Below are 18,019 nucleotides of genomic sequence, written 5' to 3' on the forward strand. Positions count from 1 at the left end.
ATCTTAATAAAGGAAATGAATGCGTTTTAGTAAAGCCTATATCCCAACGACCAAAGAATCTCCAAAAGATGCACAACTACCGAGCCATATCTATCTCTCCCGTGCCGGATTTGTGACACAAGTAGCCGCAGGTTTGTATAATTTCCTCCCATTAGGCAAACGTGTTCTTCGAAAAATCGAAAATATCATCAATGAAGAGATGGCACTTTGCGGTGCTCAAGAGGTTGATTTGAGTTTTGTTACTCCGGCGGAGTTGTGGCAAGAGAGTGGACGAATCGAGAAGTTCGGCAAAGAGTTACTTCGCTTCCGTGACCGTAAAGAGAACCTTTTCGTCTTAGGGCCGACCCATGAAGAGATGATGGTGAGTATCGTCCGTAATCGTGTGACGAGTTACAAACAACTTCCGTTAAATCTTTATCAAATCAAAACCAAATTTCGTGATGAAGCACGTCCGAGATTCGGTCTTATGCGCGGGCGTGAGTTTGTGATGAAAGATGGGTACAGTTTCCACTCATCAACTGAAGATTTGGATCGTGAGTTCGATGCGATGGAAGGTGCATATAAACGTATTTTAGAACGTTTAGGTCTGGAGTTTCGTATTGTCGAAGCCGATAGCGGTGCTATTGGAGGGACGGGATCAAAAGAGTTGATGGTTCTCGCGGGGAGTGGTGAAGATACTCTCGCCGTATGTGATTCATGTGAATACGGTGCCAATGTCGAAGCGGCGCGTCGTGCCTCTCGTACAGTGATTCCCGAAGCCCCTAAAGCCGATTTTATCCGATTTAAAACGCCAAATATCAAATCGATTGATGATTTGAGCGCTTTTTTCCATGTCGATTCGTACTACACCCTCAAAGCGGTCGTCAAACGGGCGGTTTATACTGAGGGGAGTGAGCTGGTTTGTTTCTTTATGCGCGGATGTGATGAACTCCAAGAGGTCAAGGGACGTAACAGTATCGGAGCAATCGATTTGGTGGATGCTAGCGAAGAGGAGCTTATTGAAATCGGTTTAGTTCCCGGCTTTGTCGGACCGCTCGATCAAGATAAAATCCGTGTGATTATGGATAACGATACCCGTGATGCCACCTCGATGATTTGCGGTGCGAATGAGATGGATTACCATTTCGCCGGTGTTAATCTGTGTGTAATGGCAGAAGCTCATTTTGCTGATCTCGCAAGTGTACAAGAGGGGGATGGTTGTCCTCACTGTTCTGGTAAACTCACCTATACCAAAGGGATTGAAGTAGGGCATATCTTTAAACTTGGGACAGTTTACTCAGCCCCTCTAGGAGCTAATTACCTCGATGAGAACGGTCGTTCTACCCCGTTTATTATGGGGACATACGGGATGGGTGTTAGCCGTCTTGTTGCGGCAGTAATTGAACAACATCATGATGAAAAAGGGTGTATCTGGACTCATGCAACAGCGCCGTATCTTGTCAACGTGATGGTCTCAAATGTCAAAGAAGAGGCTCATGTTGCGTATGCTGAGGAGCTTTATAAAGCGTTGCAAAACAAAGGGATTGAAGTAATATTTGATGATCGTAAAGAGCGTTTTGGATTTAAAATGTCTGATGCTGAGTTGATTGGATTCCCGTTTACGATTATCGTCGGAAAAGAGTTGGATAATGGCTCAGTTCAAATTTTAATCCGTAAAACATCTGAAATTATCACCGTGAATGCTGATGAGGTGATGGCGAAGATTATGGAGCTTGTGGGATGATCTATTTTTTGCTCTACTTTGTTAGTGAAGTTTTTATAACCACTGAGGTGGCTTCACGACTTGGTGGATTGATGATGTTGGCTGAAATCGTTTTTAGCGCATTTATCGGAATGGTTATTTTATTTAATTTTCGTACGACGCTTATCGTCAATATTATGGAATTACGAGAGCGTCGTCTTGACGCAAACAGTTTTTATCAACGCAATCTTTTAGGGTTGCTTTCCGCAATTCTTTTGATTTTACCGGGGATTTTAACCGATTTTATGGGTGTTTTGATACAATTCTCTCTTTTAAGTACACTAATCGTTAACCGTTTTAAGCCAAAATATCCCGAATACAATTCACAAACTCAACCAAAGGATGACAATGTTATTGATGCCGAAATTATCAGCGACTCTCCTGCTTTGCGCTAGCCTCTATGCTGCAACCGATGCAGAGGTAGTTTCATTTTTAAAAAAAGGGATTGGAGGCAATCCCAGTATTAGTAATTTACAAGTTGATATTAATGGTAAGCAGAATGTTTCCGGCATGAATGGATGGCAGGCTTATTTCGTCTCTATTGAAGCCGATTTGAAGCAAGGAGGAGATAACCGTCATATCAACCAAAACGGTACCTATTTCGTCAGCGGTGATGTTATTGCGCCGGAATTGGTAAATCTTAAAACAGGCGAACGCTATAATGATATTATGGCACCGGGATTTAACAATGCATTTTATACTAAAGCCAATTTGATCAGCGGTAATGCCAATGCTGAACACAAAGTAGCTGTTTTTTCTGATCCATTGTGTCCGTTTTGTCGCCGTTTTGCTCCTGAAGCACTCGCTTATATGGCAAAATATCCTAAAACATTTGCGGTCTATTATTATCATTTCCCCCTTGCACAGCTCCATCCTGCGTCTGTGAGCCTCTGTAAAGCGGCAATTGCGGCAGAACAAAATGGTATCGATGACGTTACCTTAAAGATGTACCAAGTAGATGTTAATGCCAATGAAAAAGATGATCAAAAAATTCTTGATGCTTTTAATAAGACATTTAAAACAAAACTCACTCTTGTTGATTTGAAACGTCCATCGGTACTTAAACAGTTTGAATTGGATCAAAAAACTGTGACTACGATGATGGTGAATGGCACACCTACCGTTTTCTTTGATGGACAAAAAGATCCTAAAAAAACAAAATATAAAGATGTAAAGGTACAATAATTGATGAAAAAACTCACCATCGCAACACGCGGAAGCAAACTCGCCCTTTGGCAATCGAACCATATAAAATCGGTTATTGAATCAGCACGAAGCGATATCGAGGTTGAACTCAAAATTATCATCACATCCGGAGATAAAATTCTTGATGTCCCTTTGGCAAAAATCGGAGGGAAAGGGTTGTTTCTTAAAGAGATCGAAGAAGCACTGCTCGCAGGAGAAGCACAAATGGCGGTTCATTCGCTCAAAGATGTCCCAACCGTGATGCCAGAGGGGTTACTACTTTCAGCTATTACGACACGTGAAGATGTCCGTGATGCGATGCTCTCTCAAAAATATCCTAATATCGCTTCATTACCTCAGGGTGCGGTTGTGGGGACTTCATCACTGCGTCGCCGTATGCAACTCATCAAAGAGCGTCCTGATTTGGTAATCAAAGATTTACGCGGTAACGTTGATACCCGTATCCGTAAACTCAAAGAGGGGGAATTTGATGCGATCATCCTTGCCTCTGCGGGGATTAACCGTCTTGGATTCGCCAATTTGGTAGAATATTTTTATCCTATTTCTCTCTCTGAAATGATTCCCGCGATGGGGCAGGGTGCATTAGGGATTGAGACGATTAATGAGCCGTGGGTGTTAGAGATTGCTCAGATGCTCGAAGATCATGACAGCCGTTTAGAGACGACGATTGAGCGTGAATTTGTCGATACTCTCCAAGGTGGGTGTCAAGTTCCTATCGGTGTGAGTGCACGTGTTTTAGACGATGGCAATGTTAGTGTCCGCTCAACCCTTGGGATGCCGGATGGGTCTGAAGTGATGGGAGAAGAGATCGTTGTTGCTCGCGATAACGTTAGCGGTGTGGGTGAGGCGATGGCGCGTCGTCTAATAGAAGAAGGTGCGATGGAGTTGTTAGCACGTGCCGAAGTTATGGCAGATGGGCATAAAGCATGACCCTCGCAAAAACGTTAGAGCTTTTAAAATCGCATAATGAATTGCGTGTTATTGATACGCCATTGGATATCCATTTGGAAATTCCCCATTTAGCGTATGCAGAAGTAAAAAAAACAGATGGGGGAAAAGCATTACTCTTTACCCACCCAATCGATAGCAAAAATGGAAAAAGTTTTACCGCTCCTGTCATTATGAATCTTTTTGGCTCGTATAAACGGACGGAACTTTTGTTTGGCCGTGATGTGGAGGGGGTTGCAACTGAGATTGAAAAACTGCTCCACATGAAACCGCCTCAAGGCTTTAAAGAAAAAATGGGGATGTTGAGCGATCTTTTCGCAATGAAAGAGATTTTCCCAAAAAAACTCAAAACTCGCGGGGCATGTCAAGAGGTAATCATTCAAGGAGATGATATTAATCTCTATGATTTACCGATTTTGACGACGTGGGAAGAGGACGGTGGTCCTTTTATTACGATGGGGCAGGTCTATACCCAAAGTTTGGATGGGAATATCGTTAATCTCGGGATGTATCGTCTCCAAGTCTATGATAAAAACCATTTGGGGATGCACTGGCAGATTCATAAAGACTCTTCTCACTTTTTTGATCAGTATCAACGTGCCGGTAAAAAAATGCCGGTCTCTATCGGTATCGGCGGTGATCCTCTCTATACATGGTGTGCGACGGCTCCATTGCCGTATGGGGTAAATGAGCTTCTTTTGTACGGTTTGATTAAAAAAGAGACGGTCAAATTGGTGCAATCAATCACAACACCGCTCTACATTCCGCACGATGTTGATTATGTGATTGAGGGGTGGGTTGATCCGGAAAAAATGGTTTTAGAAGGCCCTTTTGGAGATCATACCGGTTACTATACGCTGGCAGAACACTATCCAGCACTAGAAGTAAGTGCCATTACCCATACAAAAAAACCTCATTATTTGGCAACCGTTGTGGGGAAACCCCCGTTGGAAGACAAATACATGGGTTGGGCGACGGAACGGATTTTCTTACCACTTTTGAAAACCAATGCAGCCGATCTTATAGATTATCATATGCCGGAAAACGGTGTTTTTCATAATCTTATTTTGGCAAAAATGAAACCGTTGTACAAAGGGCACAGTAAACAATTTATGCACCTTTTTTGGGGTTCAGGGCAGATGAGTTTTGTCAAACACGCCCTTTTCTTTGGAGAAGATGCTCCAAAGCTCACCAATTACGAAGCATTAGCAACGTTTGCACTTAATCGCTTTATCCCAAAATGTCTCTTTATCTCCGAGGGGATTAGTGATGCATTGGATCATTCGAGCCCTGAGAGTTTGGTAGGGGGAAAATTGGGTGTTGATTTTACCGCTTCGTATGTTCTTAAAAAGCCTGAGATGATTGATAGTGAAGAGTTATTAAATCGAATTCGACCATTGATTCCTGAAATTCAAGGGGTGACTCAGTATATGCGTCATACCGCTAATCCGATTACGGTAATTAGTGTAAAGAAAAATCGTTCGTTTGGAAAAACAGCAATGATGTTGACTCCATTAGAATCTCTTTTGCGTATTGTTGTTATTGTTGATGAAGAGGATAATGATATCAACAACCCCTATATGCTGTTGTGGCGGGTAGCCAACAACATTGATGCACTTAGAGATATCTGTATTCAAGGATCATTAGTTTCTATTGATGGGACAACTAAGGGTTCCGTTGATGGTTTTGAGCGTGAATGGCCTGGAGATGTTTTATGTACTCAAACGGTTGTGCAAAAATTAAAAGAGTTGTCTCTTTGGGATTTAGAGTTAAGTTTTGAGAAAAAATATCAACTTTAAAGCTCTTTTTAGAGCTCATTTGGATAGATATTAAGCTATATATTATATTTACTAATGTAATATCAATGATTAGATTTCAATAGTATAAGGGAAATTGTATTGATGATAAAAATAAATATTTTTACAGTAGCGTTGCTGATTTCAGCATTCTCAACGTTGAATGCTGCAACCTATAAAGGGCAAAAAGTTTATATCGACTCATGTAAAGATTGTCACGGCGGTGGTCAAGCCATGGCAGGAGGTAAAAATACTCGCACATGGGAAAAAATTATGGATAAAAAAGGGGAACAGCTTGCCTCTATCCATTTGAATTCCAAAAAAGCGCAACCTTCTTGGGAATATTTTCAAGACAAGAAATTTACTAAAGATGCTAAACATCTTGAAGATTTTTTGACTGAGTATTCAAGAGATAGCGGTAATGTACCTGCTTGTAATTAGTATATCCTCTTTGTTACCGACTATCGGTAACACTTTCTAAACCAAACTTCGCTAAAATCCCCTAAATAATTTATATTCGGAGATACCATGGAAAAAATGTGGTCCGGACGTTTCACCCAAGATGCGTCAACACTTTTGGAAAAATTTAATGCCTCGATCATGTTTGATCAAAAATTATATCGTGAGGATATCGAAGGTTCAATCGCTCATGCACAGATGTTGACTCATCAAGGTATTTTGAATCATGAAGAACTTTCACTGATCGAGTCAGGTATGGCTCAGGTATTAAACGAAATCGAATCGGGTATTTTTGAATGGAAAATCGGGGATGAAGATCTCCACATGGCGATTGAAAAACGTCTTACCCATATCATCGGTGATGCAGGGAAAAAACTCCATACGGCGCGTAGCCGTAACGATCAGGTTGCTCTCGATTTCCGTCGCTATGTGCTTCGTAAAAACCGTGAAATTGTTGAGCAAATCAAAGCATTGATGACGGTAGTTGTGGATATTGCACGTGATCATACGACGACATTGCTTCCGGGGATGACCCATTTACAACATGCACAGCCGATTAACTTTGCATTCCATCTCCTTGCCTATGCCTCTATGTTTAAACGTGATTGTGAACGTTTTGAGAGTTCAGCGGAACGTAGTAACATCTCTCCTATCGGGTGTGCCGCATTGGCAGGTACTCCGCACAATATCAACCGTGAAATGACGGCTCAGTTGCTTGGATTCGACTCTGTAAGTATCAATTGTCTCGATACCGTGAGTGATCGTGATTTTGCTTTGGAAATTTTGTTTAATATTTCGACGCTCATGATGCATATTTCCCGTTTGGCGGAAGAGATTATCCTTTGGTCGAGCTATGAGTTCCGATTCGTTGAACTCTCCGATCAATACTCCACCGGAAGCTCTATCATGCCGCAAAAGAAAAATCCCGATGTACCGGAGCTTCTACGCGGTAAAACGGGTCGTGTTTTTGGTAATTTGATGGGTCTTTTAACGGTGATGAAAGGGTTGCCACTCGCCTATAATAAAGATACCCAAGAGGATAAAGAGGGGGTGTTTGACAGTATTGAAACGGCTGAAATCTCTCTTGAAATCTTGCGCGAAGCCCTTAAAACGATGACGATTAAACCTCAAAACATGGCTCGTGCTTGCAAGCTTGGGCATTTGAGTGCGACCGATTTGGCAGATTATTTGGTAGAACACTGTGACGTTCCGTTTCGTGAAGCGCACCACATCACGGGACGTGCGGTTGCTCGTGCCGAAGTATTGGGAATCGATTTGAGTGATATTGCCTACAGTGAACTTCACGCTATCGACAGCCGTATCAAAGAGGACGTTATCCCTTATTTAGCAATTGAACATTCGATGAATGCTCGCGTATCGCAAGGGGGAACAGCGGAAGTGCGCACACTAGAGCAAATTATCTATTTTGATCACTTTTTAAAGGATGTAAAACTATGAAAATCACTGTAAGTCATCTAAATGAGATGAAGTTTGAGGCTAAAACTGAAAAAAGCAGTTTTATTATCGATTGTCCTCAAATCTCTCCGATTGAGTATTTTTTGAGCGGATTGATCGGATGTACTGCTACCGATATCGTTATGCTTCCTCAAAAGTCAGGTAATAGTGTTAAAAATCTGAGTGTATCGGGTGAAGTAGTTCGAAATGAAACCCCGCCGCGAAAGTTTAATACATTGCATTTGGAATACTCTTTTGATTCGGATGCGGATGATACTACCGCTGCTCGTTGGGTAATGGCAAGTGTTGAAACCTATTGCTCAACGATCAATACGATCCGCGATACTACCACAATTACGTACACAATCATCCATAATGGGGAGACCATTTGTGAAAATGAAGCGATGATTAGTGGTGGCGGAAGTGATGTTGATTTCGGCAATCTTCAAGGGTGTAATGCGTAAGTAATTGATTTTATACAGTCGGTTTATTACTCGTCATCCTCGGGCTTGACCCGGGGATCCATCCCTATTAAAGAAAGCTGGATTCCCGCCTACGCGGGAATGACGATTGGGTTAAAAGAAATCTTTCGGATCAGCATCCGCAAAATGCCCCCATTTGAGTTTTGCTCCGCCGAGGATATGGAAGTGGAGATGTCCTACCTCTTGCCCTCCGTTTTCACCGATATTGCTGATGATACGGTATCCGCTTTGATCTATTCCCAATTCACGAGCAACTTCTTGCATAAATGAGCCCATTTTCCCCATTAGCCCTTCCGGAATATCATTAAAACTGTTATAATGCGTTTTTGGAATAACCAATACATGCACCGGTGCTTTTGGATTGATGTCATGAAAAGCAAAGAAGTTTTCATCTTCTTTTACCAGATTAGATGGGATTTCACGATTGATTATTTTACAAAATATACACATAGTAAACCTCTTTTTTAACCACATTGTAGCATACAGCGCTCGCCTTGAAGCTTATTGTAAAAGAGATTTCACTATAATAACCCTATATAATGAATGATGGAGACATGGCTTTGGAAGAGTGGTACAACGCTATCAAAACAGCCGATACAATTGATAAAATTGAAGAGATTCGGATTGCGATTTTTGGAAAAAAAGGGATTATGAACGCGGAATTTGCCCGTATGAAAGATATCCCCGATGCTGAAAAAGGGACATTTGCCAAAGAGCTCAATATCCATAAAGAGGGACTGAATGCATTGCTTGTTGACCGAAAACTTTTTTTGGCGATGGAGCATCTTAATGCAACAATGAAAGCTGAAGCGGTAGATGTAAGTCTTTTTTCACCAACGAGTGAACGTGGAGCGCTGCATCCTGTGATGGAGACGATGGATAGAATCGTTGAATATTTCACTGCTATGAATTTTGCGGTTCATACCGGACCGATGGTGGAGGATGATTTTCATAATTTTGAAGCGTTAAATCTCCCTAAATACCATCCGGCACGTGATATGCAAGATACTTTTTATTTTGCTGATGGAAAGCTTTTGCGTACTCATACGTCACCGGTTCAAATCCGTACGATGATGGCAACAAAACCACCTATTCGTATGATTGCACCGGGTTCGGTATTTCGTCGCGATTATGATATTACCCATACACCGATGTTTCATCAAGTAGAGGGACTAGTGGTCGAAGATGAGGGTAAAGTTTCGTTTGCCAATCTCAAATTTATCCTCGAAGATTTTCTTAAAACGATGTTCGGTGATGTCGATGTCCGTTTCCGTCCGAGCTTTTTCCCTTTCACGGAACCTTCTGCTGAAGTCGATATTAGCTGTATTTTTTGTGGCGGTGAAGGGTGTCGAGTATGTTCTCGAACCGGTTGGCTCGAAGTGCTTGGTTGTGGGATTGTTGATCCCAATGTTTTTAAAGCGGTTGGGTATGAGAATGTGAGCGGATACGCGTTTGGATTGGGTGTTGAGCGGTTTGCAATGCTCATCCACCGTATCGGCGATTTACGCTCACTGTTTGAAGGTGATGTTAGATTATTGGAGCAGTTTAGATGATCGTTACAAAAAATTGGTTAAATGAGTGGATTGATCTTTCATCCGTAACAACAGAACAGTTGCTCAAAACGTTTAACAGTATCGGACTCGAAGTTGATTCGCATGAGGCGATGAATGTTCCAAACGGTGTTGTTATCGGATTTGTTGAGGGGTGTGAAAAGCATCCAGATGCTGATAAACTCAATGTTTGTCAAGTCAATGTCGGTAGTGAAGTACGTCAAATTGTGTGCGGAGCGTCCAATGTTCGTGCCGGAATTTATGTTGCGGTTGCTACTGTTGGTGCTGAGCTTCCCGGTGGATTAACGATTAAAGAAGCAGTATTGCGCGGTGTCGATTCGCATGGGATGATTTGCTCTTCCAAAGAGATTGGATTGCCGAGTACCGGTGAGGGGATTATGATTCTCGATGGTAGTATCGGTGAATTGGTATGCGGTAAAAATCTGAATACCTATGAGCCATTTTGCGATGATATTATCGAGATTGAACTTACCGCTAATCGTGGAGACTGTTTAAGTATACATGGAGTTGCACGTGATTTGGGTGCAGCATTAAATAAAGAGTTACGTGAGCGTAAAACAAAAGTTGAACCTGATGGACGTCTAGGAATAGGGCGTATTTTACAGTTGCAACATCAAGAGACCTATGATGTCGGATTATTGTATGGAGCGGTTGATGTAAAAGCGTTAAGTGTACCGTTTATTGTGGCACTTCGTATGGCGATTTTAGGTGAGAGTTATCCGAATGTGATGATTACCTTACTCAAATATGCAACCCACAGTAGTGGAGTTATTTTACGCGCCTATCCTTTTAACGCTTTGGAAGAAACATCTGGCGGTAAATCGATGATTACCTTGAAACGTGATGAAAACGGTTATGCGGCACTCTATGGTAAAACAAATCTCTCTATTGTGGGTGTGTCTCAAAACCACGATACCCGTTTTGAAGAAACAGAAGGTTTGGCAATTATCGAAGCGAGTTATATCCCACCTGAAATTATTGCTAAAAAAATGTTTGAGACAAAAATAGAGAGTTGTCCCCACTATTATCACACTTCACGCGGCTCTGAGCCATCTCTAAAATATGGTATACAATACGGTATGGAACTTTTAGAAAAGTATTCAAATTCAACCTTATACGGCGGTTATTTGGAACTTGAATCACCCCGTGAGACTCGTATTGTGACGATGGATGAAGAGGAGTTTGAATCGTTTATCGGAATGAAAATTGACAAAACAAAATTGACCCAAATTTTGAAAAATCTTGGAATGAGTATTAGTAAACCGAAAACCTCTTCATTTGCGATTTCGATCCCTTCATTTCGACATGATATCGTGAATAAACAAGACATTGTTGAAGAGATTGTCCGTATTGTCGGAATCGATAATATCCCCTCTAAACCGCTTTTATTTTCCGAAAGTAATCAACATACAGCTGATTTAGAGAGTTATAAAAAAGTTCGACTCTATCGTCAACGTTCAGCTCAAAGCGGCTTTTTTGAATCGGTCCATTTTGTCTTTAATGAACGAAGTGTGTGTGAACGTTTTGGTTTTGCGTGTACAGCACACAATCAAGAGCTTTTAAATCCTATTACAGCAAATTTTGATACCCTTCGTCCAACGCTTCTTATCGGGCTTTTGAATTCGGCAAGTGCGAATGTAAAAGTAAACCAAAAAAAGATTGCGCTATTTGAGAGTGGTATGGTATTCGATACTAATCGTGCTGAGAGTAAACGTATCGGTTTTATCCTTAGTGGTGCGTGTGAAGGGGATAAAATCTCGAACAGCGGTAAAGCATCTTCCGTCGATTTGGCCTATTTTGTCCAAAAGGTAGCCGATATTGTCGGTTCATTCGAGATGAAAGAAACTACCCCGACCCATTCGTTGGCACACCCTTATATGGCAGCAAAAGTGATGATTAACGGGAGTGTTGCCGGAGAGATATTCCGTCTTCATCCGAGTATCGAAAGTGAATTTGACCTCTCTACGACGTTTATGTGTGAATTAGAGATGGATTGTTTGCCTTACGGACTTATCCAAGCACAACCGTATTCAAAATATCAAGCCTCTTTTAGAGATTTGAGTTTGATGGTTCCAAAAACATTAACTTATGAAGCAATCAAAGAGGTTATTTCTAAACATTCGAGCGCTGATATTAAACGTTTTTATCCTGTAGATCGTTACAGTTCTGAAAGTTTAGGTGAGAGTGTTAGTCTGAGTTTACGTTTTGTATTGCAATCGGATGAAAAAACACTTGAAGAAGAAGAGATTACTACATCGATAGAGTGGATATTGACCGCTTTGAGAGAAGAGCTAGGGGTAAGTTTGCGATGATGCGTGCCAAGGTAACTGCCAGTGAATCTTTTGCATTAGTTACGGATGCTATTGCACCGGATAAGTCGATTTCGCACCGTTGTGCAATGTTCGCTGTTTTAGCAGAGGGGGAGAGCCGTATTGAAAATTTTCTTCGAGCGGAAGATACCCTTAACACGCTAAAGATTGTCGGTCATTTAGGGGCGAAAATCACTGATGACGGCTCTGTTATCACTATCCAATCCAACGGGATTCAAGAGAGCCCTGAGATTCTCGATTGTGGCAATTCTGGGACAGGGATGCGCCTTTTTTGTGGGCTTCTTAGCTCTGCAAATGGTCATTTTATCCTTAGTGGAGATGAGTACCTCAAACGTCGTCCGATGAAGCGGGTAACCCAGCCGTTACGTTCTATCGGAGCACAGCTCGATGGACGCAATAACGGTGATCTCGCCCCTCTCTCCATTCGCGGTGCGTCACTCAAAGCATTTGATTATACCTCCCCTATCGCGTCGGCACAGGTGAAAAGTGCGATGATGTTAGCAGCACTCCGCTCTGATGGTATTTGTACGTTTCGTGAACCGGAATTGAGCCGTGATCATACGGAACGGATGCTTCGCGGAATGGGTGCTCGTGTAGAAGTAAACGGTTTAGAGACTAAGATTTGGCCTTTAGAAAAGCCCCTTCAACCATTAAAAATTCGTGTCCCTGCTGATCCCTCCAGTGCCTTTTTCTTTGCCGTTGCCGCAGCGATTACCCCTAATTCGAGTGTGGTGATTGAGGGAGTTACCCTCAATCCCACCCGTATCGAAGCATTTAAAGTTTTGGAGAAAATGGGTGCGGATATTACCTATACTTTGAATGATGAGACCTATGAGCCTGTTGGAACAATCAGCGTGAAATACGCGCCACTCAAAGCGGTTGTGGTGGAAGAAAATATCTCATGGTTGATTGATGAACTTCCCGCACTCTCTATCGCTATGGCGTGTGCCGAGGGGAAAAGTATCATCAAAAACGCTGAGGAGTTGCGGGTCAAAGAATCAGACCGTATCAAAACGGTGGTGGATAATCTCAACCTTTGCGGTATTGAAACAGAAGAGTATAGCGATGGATATGCAGTTGTCGGTGGAACCTTACAATCTGCCGTTGTGAACAGTTATGGGGATCACCGTATTGCGATGAGTTTTTTGATTGCCGGATTACGTTGCGGTATGGAAGTGGAAGATATTGAGTGTATTAATACCTCTTTCCCAAACTTTTTTGAACTCTTAGGAGAATGTACTAAGGTTGAAAAATGAAAATAGAGTTGGCGGAGAGTTATGGATTTTGTTTCGGAGTGAAACGGGCAATTAAGATTGCTGAGGAGAACAAAAATTCTGCAACCTATGGTCCACTCATCCATAATGCCAACGAGATTGAGAGGCTTAAACGTGATTTTAACGTTGCGTTGAGTGAAAACTTAGATAGCTTTAAATCGGGAGATACTGCCGTTATACGGACGCACGGAATACCTAAAGAGGAGTTGTCTCTTTTAAAACAGCGTGAAGTCAATGTCATTGATGCTACATGCCCCTATGTGACCAAACCGCAGCAAATCTGCGAAGAGATGAGCTCACAAGGGTATGACATCGTCATTTTCGGAGATGAGGCTCACCCTGAGATAAAAGGGGTAAAAAGCTACGGAGAAACACATGTTTATGTGGTCAACAGTGCGGATGAAGTAGATGCTCTCCGCTTGCGTGAAAAAGTGGCTACGGTTGCCCAAACGACCCGTAAAGTAGAAGATTATCAACAAATCGTTGCTAAATTAATGGCGAAGCATAAAGAGGTACGTGTTTTTAATACCATTTGTAATGCAACCTTTGATAATCAAGATGCGGCCTATAAACTTGCAAAAGAAGCAGATATTATGATTGTTATAGGTGGAAAGAATTCATCGAATACCAAACAACTCCATTCGATTGCCAAAGATCAATGTTCTGACAGTTACCATATCGAAACACCTGAAGAGATTGATGTTGCATGGTTTGTCGGTAAAATTTTTTGCGGTATCAGTGCCGGTGCATCGACCCCTGATTGGATTATACAATCCGTTATTGAGCGAATTCAACAAATTTCTCACTCTTAATTTTTCTCCTTTTTTATCGAAAAAAAAGCATTTCTACGCTATAATCAACCAATTTTTAGTAACAAGGGAATAGGCATGGCGTTCGATAACGAAGCGTATGAAGAAGAAAATTTTGCTGAAATGCTGGAGGCATCGTTCAAAGAGCAAGAATCCACACGCATTACAGAGGGTGAAGTTGTAGAGATTCAAGAGGGTGATAACCGTGCATTAGTAGGTGTTGGCGAAAAACTTGAAGGGATTCTTCCACTCGATGAGATCCGTGATGCAGAGGGCAAACTTCTTTTTAACGTTGGTGATAAAATCACCGTTATGGTAATGGGACACTACAATGAGCGTCCAAAAATTTCATACAAAAAAGTGTTGGAACAAGAGAAAACTTTGGCATTTATCAATGCACACAAAGAAGATTTTGAATCGGTTGTGATCGAAGCACTCGTGACCAAGAAAAATAAAGGTGGCTATTTGCTTGAAGCAGATGATGTTCACTTTTTCCTTCCACGCTCACTCGCAGCGTTCAAAGATACCGATCAAGTAGTCGGTAAAACGATCAAAGCACAAGTGGTTAAAGTAGACCCTGCTGAAGCATCGATTGTTGTTTCTCGTCGTAAACTTTTTAATGATGAGCGTAAACGTAAAAAAGAGGTTATTGATGCATTGATGGAAGAGGGTAAAATTATCCAAGGTACCGTCAAAAAAATCACTAGCTACGGAATGTTCGTTGATGTTGGCGGCATTGACGGTTTGGTTCACTACAATGAAATCAGTTACAAAGGTCCTGTGAACCCATCAAAACTTTATAAAGAGGGTGATGCGGTTACCGTAAAAGCGATTGCGTATGATAAAGACAAACGTCACCTTTCACTCTCAATCAAAGCGGTTCAATCGGATCCATGGAAAGAGGTTGAAGAGGCATTGGAAGAGGGTGATACTATCACCGTTACCGTTAGCAACATCGAACCGTACGGTATTTTTGTCGATCTTGGAAACGATATCGAAGGTTTCTTACATGTTTCAGAAATCACATGGGATAAAAATATTAAACACCCTAAAGATTATTTGACATTGGGTCAAGAGATTGACGTTGAAGTAATCGAAATCAACTCAAATACTCATAAATTACGTGTATCGTACAAACGTCTTCAACCGAAACCGTTTGAAGAGTTCATGAAAAAAACTCGTGAGGGTGATGTTGTTAAAGGGACGGTAACGTCGTTGACCGATTTTGGTGCATTTATCAAAGTGGGTGGCGTTGAAGGGTTGTTGCACAACCAAGATCTCTCATGGGACAAAAACGCCAAATGTAAAGAGAGCCTCAAAGTAGGTGATGAGATTGAAGTTAAAATAGCTAAAATCAATACCGAAGATGAAAAAATTTCATTGAACCGTAAAGCATTGGATGAGAGCCCGATCGATAAATTTGCTGCTACCCATAAAATGAATGAAGTTTTGAGTGCAACGGTACGTGATATTAAAGATTTCGGTGTATTCGTATCATTAGAGGGTGGTGTTGATGCATTAATCCGTAACGAAGATTTATTACCGATGACTCCGGAAGAACTTACTATTGGACAAGTAATCGATGCAGCTATCATGGTTATCGATGCTAAACGTGACCGTATCCGTCTCTCTGTACGTAAATTGGAACGTTTAAAAGATCAAGAGATGCTCAATGAAATTAATGATGATGAGAGCAACAGTCTTGGTGATTTGATTAAAGACAAATTGAAATAATTTTATGCGACGCGCTGCTTATTGGCTGTTTCCTATAATAGCTATAGCGGTTGCCATTTTTATTGTCGTTTTTATGGTTCAAATTAATCCCTCTTCATCTTTGGAGAGTGAAACTGCTCATGAAAACGACACTAATGTTTCAGTCTCTACCAATGAAGAAGCTCCGGGTTGGCTGAAACGTTTAAAGCTAACTACGGATACGGGATATGCTTATCCGGTTAATGATGTTTCACTTGAAACTGATTCCGGTTCTCTCGATTCAAAAGTTAAAAGATATCGTCTTATTGTAAATTTAAAAGACTCTTATGAGTTTTTTTGTTTAAAGCAAGAGCTTAAAAACACCACATTCTCCTATCTCTTAAATCAGAATGGTGAATCTATGAGTGTTGTAATCGATTCCAATGACGATACAGGACTTACCAATCTTGTATCAAAACTCAAAACCTATCAAATCACGGCAACACTTTCGCCGTATAAAGAGGATTAACCCGATGGAAAAATTAAAAATTGTCGTATGTGATCACATTCATGAAGAGGGTTTGAATCTTCTTCGTCGTGACGATAAAATTGAAATGATTTTTGCTGCCGATATGGATAAAACGGCTCTACTCGATGTTATTGCAACAGCCGATGTTGCGATTACACGAAGCTCTACCGATGTTGATGAAAAATTTATCAATGCCGTTAAAGGGAAAATGAAAGCAATCGTTCGTGCCGGTGTCGGTGTCGATAATGTTGATATTCCGGGATGTTCAAAAGAGGGAATTATCGTGATGAACGTCCCTACGGCGAATACTATTGCAGCGGTCGAACTTACTATGACTCACATGCTCTCTTGTATGCGTATGTTCCCGTACTCTCACGATCATTTGAAAAATCAACGTATCTGGAAACGTGAAAAATGGTACGGATATGAGTTAAAAGGGAAAAAACTCGGTGTTATCGGTTTCGGTAATATCGGTAGTCGTGTCGGTATCCGCTCGAAAGCATTTGAGATGGATGTTATCGCGTATGACCCCTATATCCACCCATCAAAAGCAACCGATGTTGGTGTTAAATATACCACTAATTTTGATGATATTTTGGCGTGTGACATCATCACTATCCATACTCCGAAAAATAAAGAGACTATTGGAATGATCGGAGAAGATCAAATCGCAAAAATGAAAGACGGTGTTGTTCTTATCAACTGTGCTCGTGGTGGATTGTATGATGAAGATGCCCTCTATAACGGTCTAAAATCAGGAAAAATCCGTTTTGCTGGGATTGATGTATTTAACAAAGAGCCTGCTACTAGCAACAAACTTCTCGATTTGGATAACATTTGTGTTTCTCCACATTTGGGTGCGAATACGTTTGAATCTCAACTCGGTATCGCTCTTGAAGCGGCGCAGCAAGCGATTGAAGCGGCAAAAGGTATCGCTTATCCTCATGCATTGAATCTCCCTATCGATGAGACAAAGATTCCATCGTTTGTGAAACCGTTTTTAGAAATGGGTCAAAAAGTGGGCTTCTTGGCATCACAAATTAACAAAGCACCTATCGTCTCTATCAAAGTAAGCGGTCGCGGTGATATCGCTGAGTACGTGAACTCATTGGCAACGTTCGTCACCGTAGGGGCATTGGCTGAAACATCAGGTGAGACCATCAACTACGTTAATGCCGATTTCGTAGCATCTGAGCGCGGTATCAAAATAGAAACAGAAGAGCTTCCGGAAAGCCCTGTGTATAAAAATCTTGTAACGGTTCGTTTGACTACCGATAAAGACGTTATCGAAATCAGCGCAACGATGTTTGGTGATGATGTCCAACGTATCGTGGATATCAACGGTTTTGGTGTAGATGTTGAACCGAAAGGGAACATGATTCTTTTCAAAAATACCGATGTTCCTGGGGTTATCGGACAAGTAGGGACAATGCTTGGCGCTCATAACGTCAACATCGCCGATTTTCGTTTGGGACGTAACAAAAGTGGTGAAGCGTTAGCGGTTATCATGGTCGATTCTGCCGTTAGCGATAAAACTCTTAAAGAACTTTCAGCCCTTAACGCGTGTATTAGCGTCTCTTACGCTCGCATTTAAATCTTTCCTCTTTGAGGAAAAGATTCTTCATAATATCCATATCTATCAGCAACCAAACAGCAAAACACTAGTAAAATTAAATAATGTCTTATCTTTTTGTTTTCTCTATTAACAATTTAAAGATTGCACCTCT

General features: G+C 41.4%; 16 protein-coding genes. 15 read left to right on the forward strand and 1 reads right to left on the reverse strand.

Features of this window, described 5'->3' with window-relative positions; translation table 11 throughout:
* Positions 1–19: 19 nt before the first annotated feature.
* From PHC76_RS03795 to PHC76_RS03830, 8 genes are all read left to right on the forward strand, one after another.
* Entirely contained in the window at positions 20–1,723 is a 1,704-nt protein-coding gene (locus tag PHC76_RS03795) for a proline--tRNA ligase (RefSeq protein ID WP_299971311.1), read from the forward strand.
* Complete coding sequence (locus tag PHC76_RS03800) at positions 1,720–2,136, forward strand: FxsA family protein (RefSeq protein ID WP_299971308.1); 417 nt, start codon at positions 1,720–1,722, stop codon at positions 2,134–2,136. Before PHC76_RS03795 ends, PHC76_RS03800 begins: the two co-directional genes overlap by 4 nt.
* The gene (locus tag PHC76_RS03805; protein ID WP_299971306.1) at positions 2,099–2,926 is read left to right on the forward strand and encodes a thioredoxin domain-containing protein; all 828 of its coding nucleotides are present in this window, start codon (positions 2,099–2,101) and stop codon (positions 2,924–2,926) included. Before PHC76_RS03800 ends, PHC76_RS03805 begins: the two co-directional genes overlap by 38 nt.
* Positions 2,927–2,929: 3 nt before the next feature.
* Complete coding sequence (gene hemC / locus PHC76_RS03810; protein WP_299971303.1) at positions 2,930–3,877, forward strand: hydroxymethylbilane synthase; 948 nt, start codon at positions 2,930–2,932, stop codon at positions 3,875–3,877.
* Positions 3,874–5,694: a menaquinone biosynthesis decarboxylase gene (locus PHC76_RS03815; protein WP_299971300.1), complete on the forward strand. Its 1,821-nt coding sequence runs from the start codon at positions 3,874–3,876 to the stop codon at positions 5,692–5,694. Before hemC ends, PHC76_RS03815 begins: the two co-directional genes overlap by 4 nt.
* 102 nt (positions 5,695–5,796) lie before the next feature.
* Positions 5,797–6,132: a cytochrome C gene (locus tag PHC76_RS03820; protein ID WP_299971297.1), complete on the forward strand. Its 336-nt coding sequence runs from the start codon at positions 5,797–5,799 to the stop codon at positions 6,130–6,132.
* A gap of 87 nt (positions 6,133–6,219) precedes the next feature.
* Entirely contained in the window at positions 6,220–7,608 is a 1,389-nt protein-coding gene (gene argH / locus PHC76_RS03825; protein WP_299971294.1) for an argininosuccinate lyase, read from the forward strand.
* Positions 7,605–8,069 carry an OsmC family protein gene (locus PHC76_RS03830; protein ID WP_299971291.1) on the forward strand — a complete coding sequence of 155 codons (465 nt, stop codon included), beginning with the start codon at positions 7,605–7,607 and terminating at the stop codon, positions 8,067–8,069. Before argH ends, PHC76_RS03830 begins: the two co-directional genes overlap by 4 nt.
* Positions 8,070–8,180: 111 nt before the next feature.
* On the opposite strand, the gene PHC76_RS03835 is transcribed toward PHC76_RS03830, so the two are convergent.
* On the reverse strand, positions 8,181–8,537 hold the full coding sequence (locus PHC76_RS03835; RefSeq protein WP_299971288.1) for a histidine triad nucleotide-binding protein: 357 nt from the start codon (positions 8,535–8,537) through the stop codon (positions 8,181–8,183).
* 89 nt (positions 8,538–8,626) lie between these two features.
* Here PHC76_RS03835 and pheS point away from each other — a divergent pair, with 89 nt between their 5' ends.
* From pheS to serA, 7 genes are all read left to right on the forward strand, one after another.
* Positions 8,627–9,640 carry a phenylalanine--tRNA ligase subunit alpha gene (gene pheS, locus PHC76_RS03840; RefSeq protein WP_299971285.1) on the forward strand — a complete coding sequence of 338 codons (1,014 nt, stop codon included), beginning with the start codon at positions 8,627–8,629 and terminating at the stop codon, positions 9,638–9,640.
* Positions 9,637–11,970 carry a phenylalanine--tRNA ligase subunit beta gene (gene pheT / locus PHC76_RS03845; RefSeq protein ID WP_299971283.1) on the forward strand — a complete coding sequence of 778 codons (2,334 nt, stop codon included), beginning with the start codon at positions 9,637–9,639 and terminating at the stop codon, positions 11,968–11,970. Before pheS ends, pheT begins: the two co-directional genes overlap by 4 nt.
* A complete protein-coding gene (gene aroA, locus PHC76_RS03850; protein ID WP_299971280.1) occupies positions 11,967–13,244 on the forward strand; it encodes a 3-phosphoshikimate 1-carboxyvinyltransferase in 1,278 nt (425 codons plus the stop codon). The genes pheT and aroA overlap by 4 nt, the downstream gene beginning before the upstream one ends.
* A complete protein-coding gene (locus PHC76_RS03855; RefSeq protein ID WP_299971277.1) occupies positions 13,241–14,074 on the forward strand; it encodes a 4-hydroxy-3-methylbut-2-enyl diphosphate reductase in 834 nt (277 codons plus the stop codon). Before aroA ends, PHC76_RS03855 begins: the two co-directional genes overlap by 4 nt.
* Positions 14,075–14,149: 75 nt before the next feature.
* On the forward strand, positions 14,150–15,805 hold the full coding sequence (locus PHC76_RS03860) for a 30S ribosomal protein S1 (protein WP_299971275.1): 1,656 nt from the start codon (positions 14,150–14,152) through the stop codon (positions 15,803–15,805).
* 4 nt (positions 15,806–15,809) lie between these two features.
* Positions 15,810–16,292: a hypothetical protein gene (locus tag PHC76_RS03865; RefSeq protein WP_299971272.1), complete on the forward strand. Its 483-nt coding sequence runs from the start codon at positions 15,810–15,812 to the stop codon at positions 16,290–16,292.
* Positions 16,293–16,296: 4 nt separating this feature from the next.
* Positions 16,297–17,886 carry a phosphoglycerate dehydrogenase gene (gene serA, locus PHC76_RS03870; RefSeq protein WP_299971269.1) on the forward strand — a complete coding sequence of 530 codons (1,590 nt, stop codon included), beginning with the start codon at positions 16,297–16,299 and terminating at the stop codon, positions 17,884–17,886.
* The last annotated feature ends 133 nt before the right edge of the window (positions 17,887–18,019 follow it).

Origin of the sequence: Sulfuricurvum sp. (assembly GCF_028710345.1) — a bacterium.
Taxonomy (GTDB): Bacteria; Campylobacterota; Campylobacteria; order Campylobacterales; family Sulfurimonadaceae; genus Sulfuricurvum.

Bases quoted from the DNA above. Each gene is read 5' to 3' on its own strand.
- PHC76_RS03795 (WP_299971311.1), top strand. From the start codon at position 20: ATGCGTTTTAGTAAAGCCTATATCCCAACGACCAAAGAATCTCCAAAA.
- PHC76_RS03800 (WP_299971308.1), top strand. From the start codon at position 1,720: ATGATCTATTTTTTGCTCTACTTTGTTAGTGAAGTTTTTATAACCACT.
- PHC76_RS03805 (WP_299971306.1), top strand. From the start codon at position 2,099: ATGCCGAAATTATCAGCGACTCTCCTGCTTTGCGCTAGCCTCTATGCT.
- hemC (WP_299971303.1), top strand. From the start codon at position 2,930: ATGAAAAAACTCACCATCGCAACACGCGGAAGCAAACTCGCCCTTTGG.
- PHC76_RS03815 (WP_299971300.1), top strand. From the start codon at position 3,874: ATGACCCTCGCAAAAACGTTAGAGCTTTTAAAATCGCATAATGAATTG.
- PHC76_RS03820 (WP_299971297.1), top strand. From the start codon at position 5,797: ATGATAAAAATAAATATTTTTACAGTAGCGTTGCTGATTTCAGCATTC.
- argH (WP_299971294.1), top strand. From the start codon at position 6,220: ATGGAAAAAATGTGGTCCGGACGTTTCACCCAAGATGCGTCAACACTT.
- PHC76_RS03830 (WP_299971291.1), top strand. From the start codon at position 7,605: ATGAAAATCACTGTAAGTCATCTAAATGAGATGAAGTTTGAGGCTAAA.
- PHC76_RS03835 (WP_299971288.1), bottom strand. From the start codon at position 8,537: ATGTGTATATTTTGTAAAATAATCAATCGTGAAATCCCATCTAATCTG.
- pheS (WP_299971285.1), top strand. From the start codon at position 8,627: ATGAATGATGGAGACATGGCTTTGGAAGAGTGGTACAACGCTATCAAA.
- pheT (WP_299971283.1), top strand. From the start codon at position 9,637: ATGATCGTTACAAAAAATTGGTTAAATGAGTGGATTGATCTTTCATCC.
- aroA (WP_299971280.1), top strand. From the start codon at position 11,967: ATGATGCGTGCCAAGGTAACTGCCAGTGAATCTTTTGCATTAGTTACG.
- PHC76_RS03855 (WP_299971277.1), top strand. From the start codon at position 13,241: ATGAAAATAGAGTTGGCGGAGAGTTATGGATTTTGTTTCGGAGTGAAA.
- PHC76_RS03860 (WP_299971275.1), top strand. From the start codon at position 14,150: ATGGCGTTCGATAACGAAGCGTATGAAGAAGAAAATTTTGCTGAAATG.
- PHC76_RS03865 (WP_299971272.1), top strand. From the start codon at position 15,810: ATGCGACGCGCTGCTTATTGGCTGTTTCCTATAATAGCTATAGCGGTT.
- serA (WP_299971269.1), top strand. From the start codon at position 16,297: ATGGAAAAATTAAAAATTGTCGTATGTGATCACATTCATGAAGAGGGT.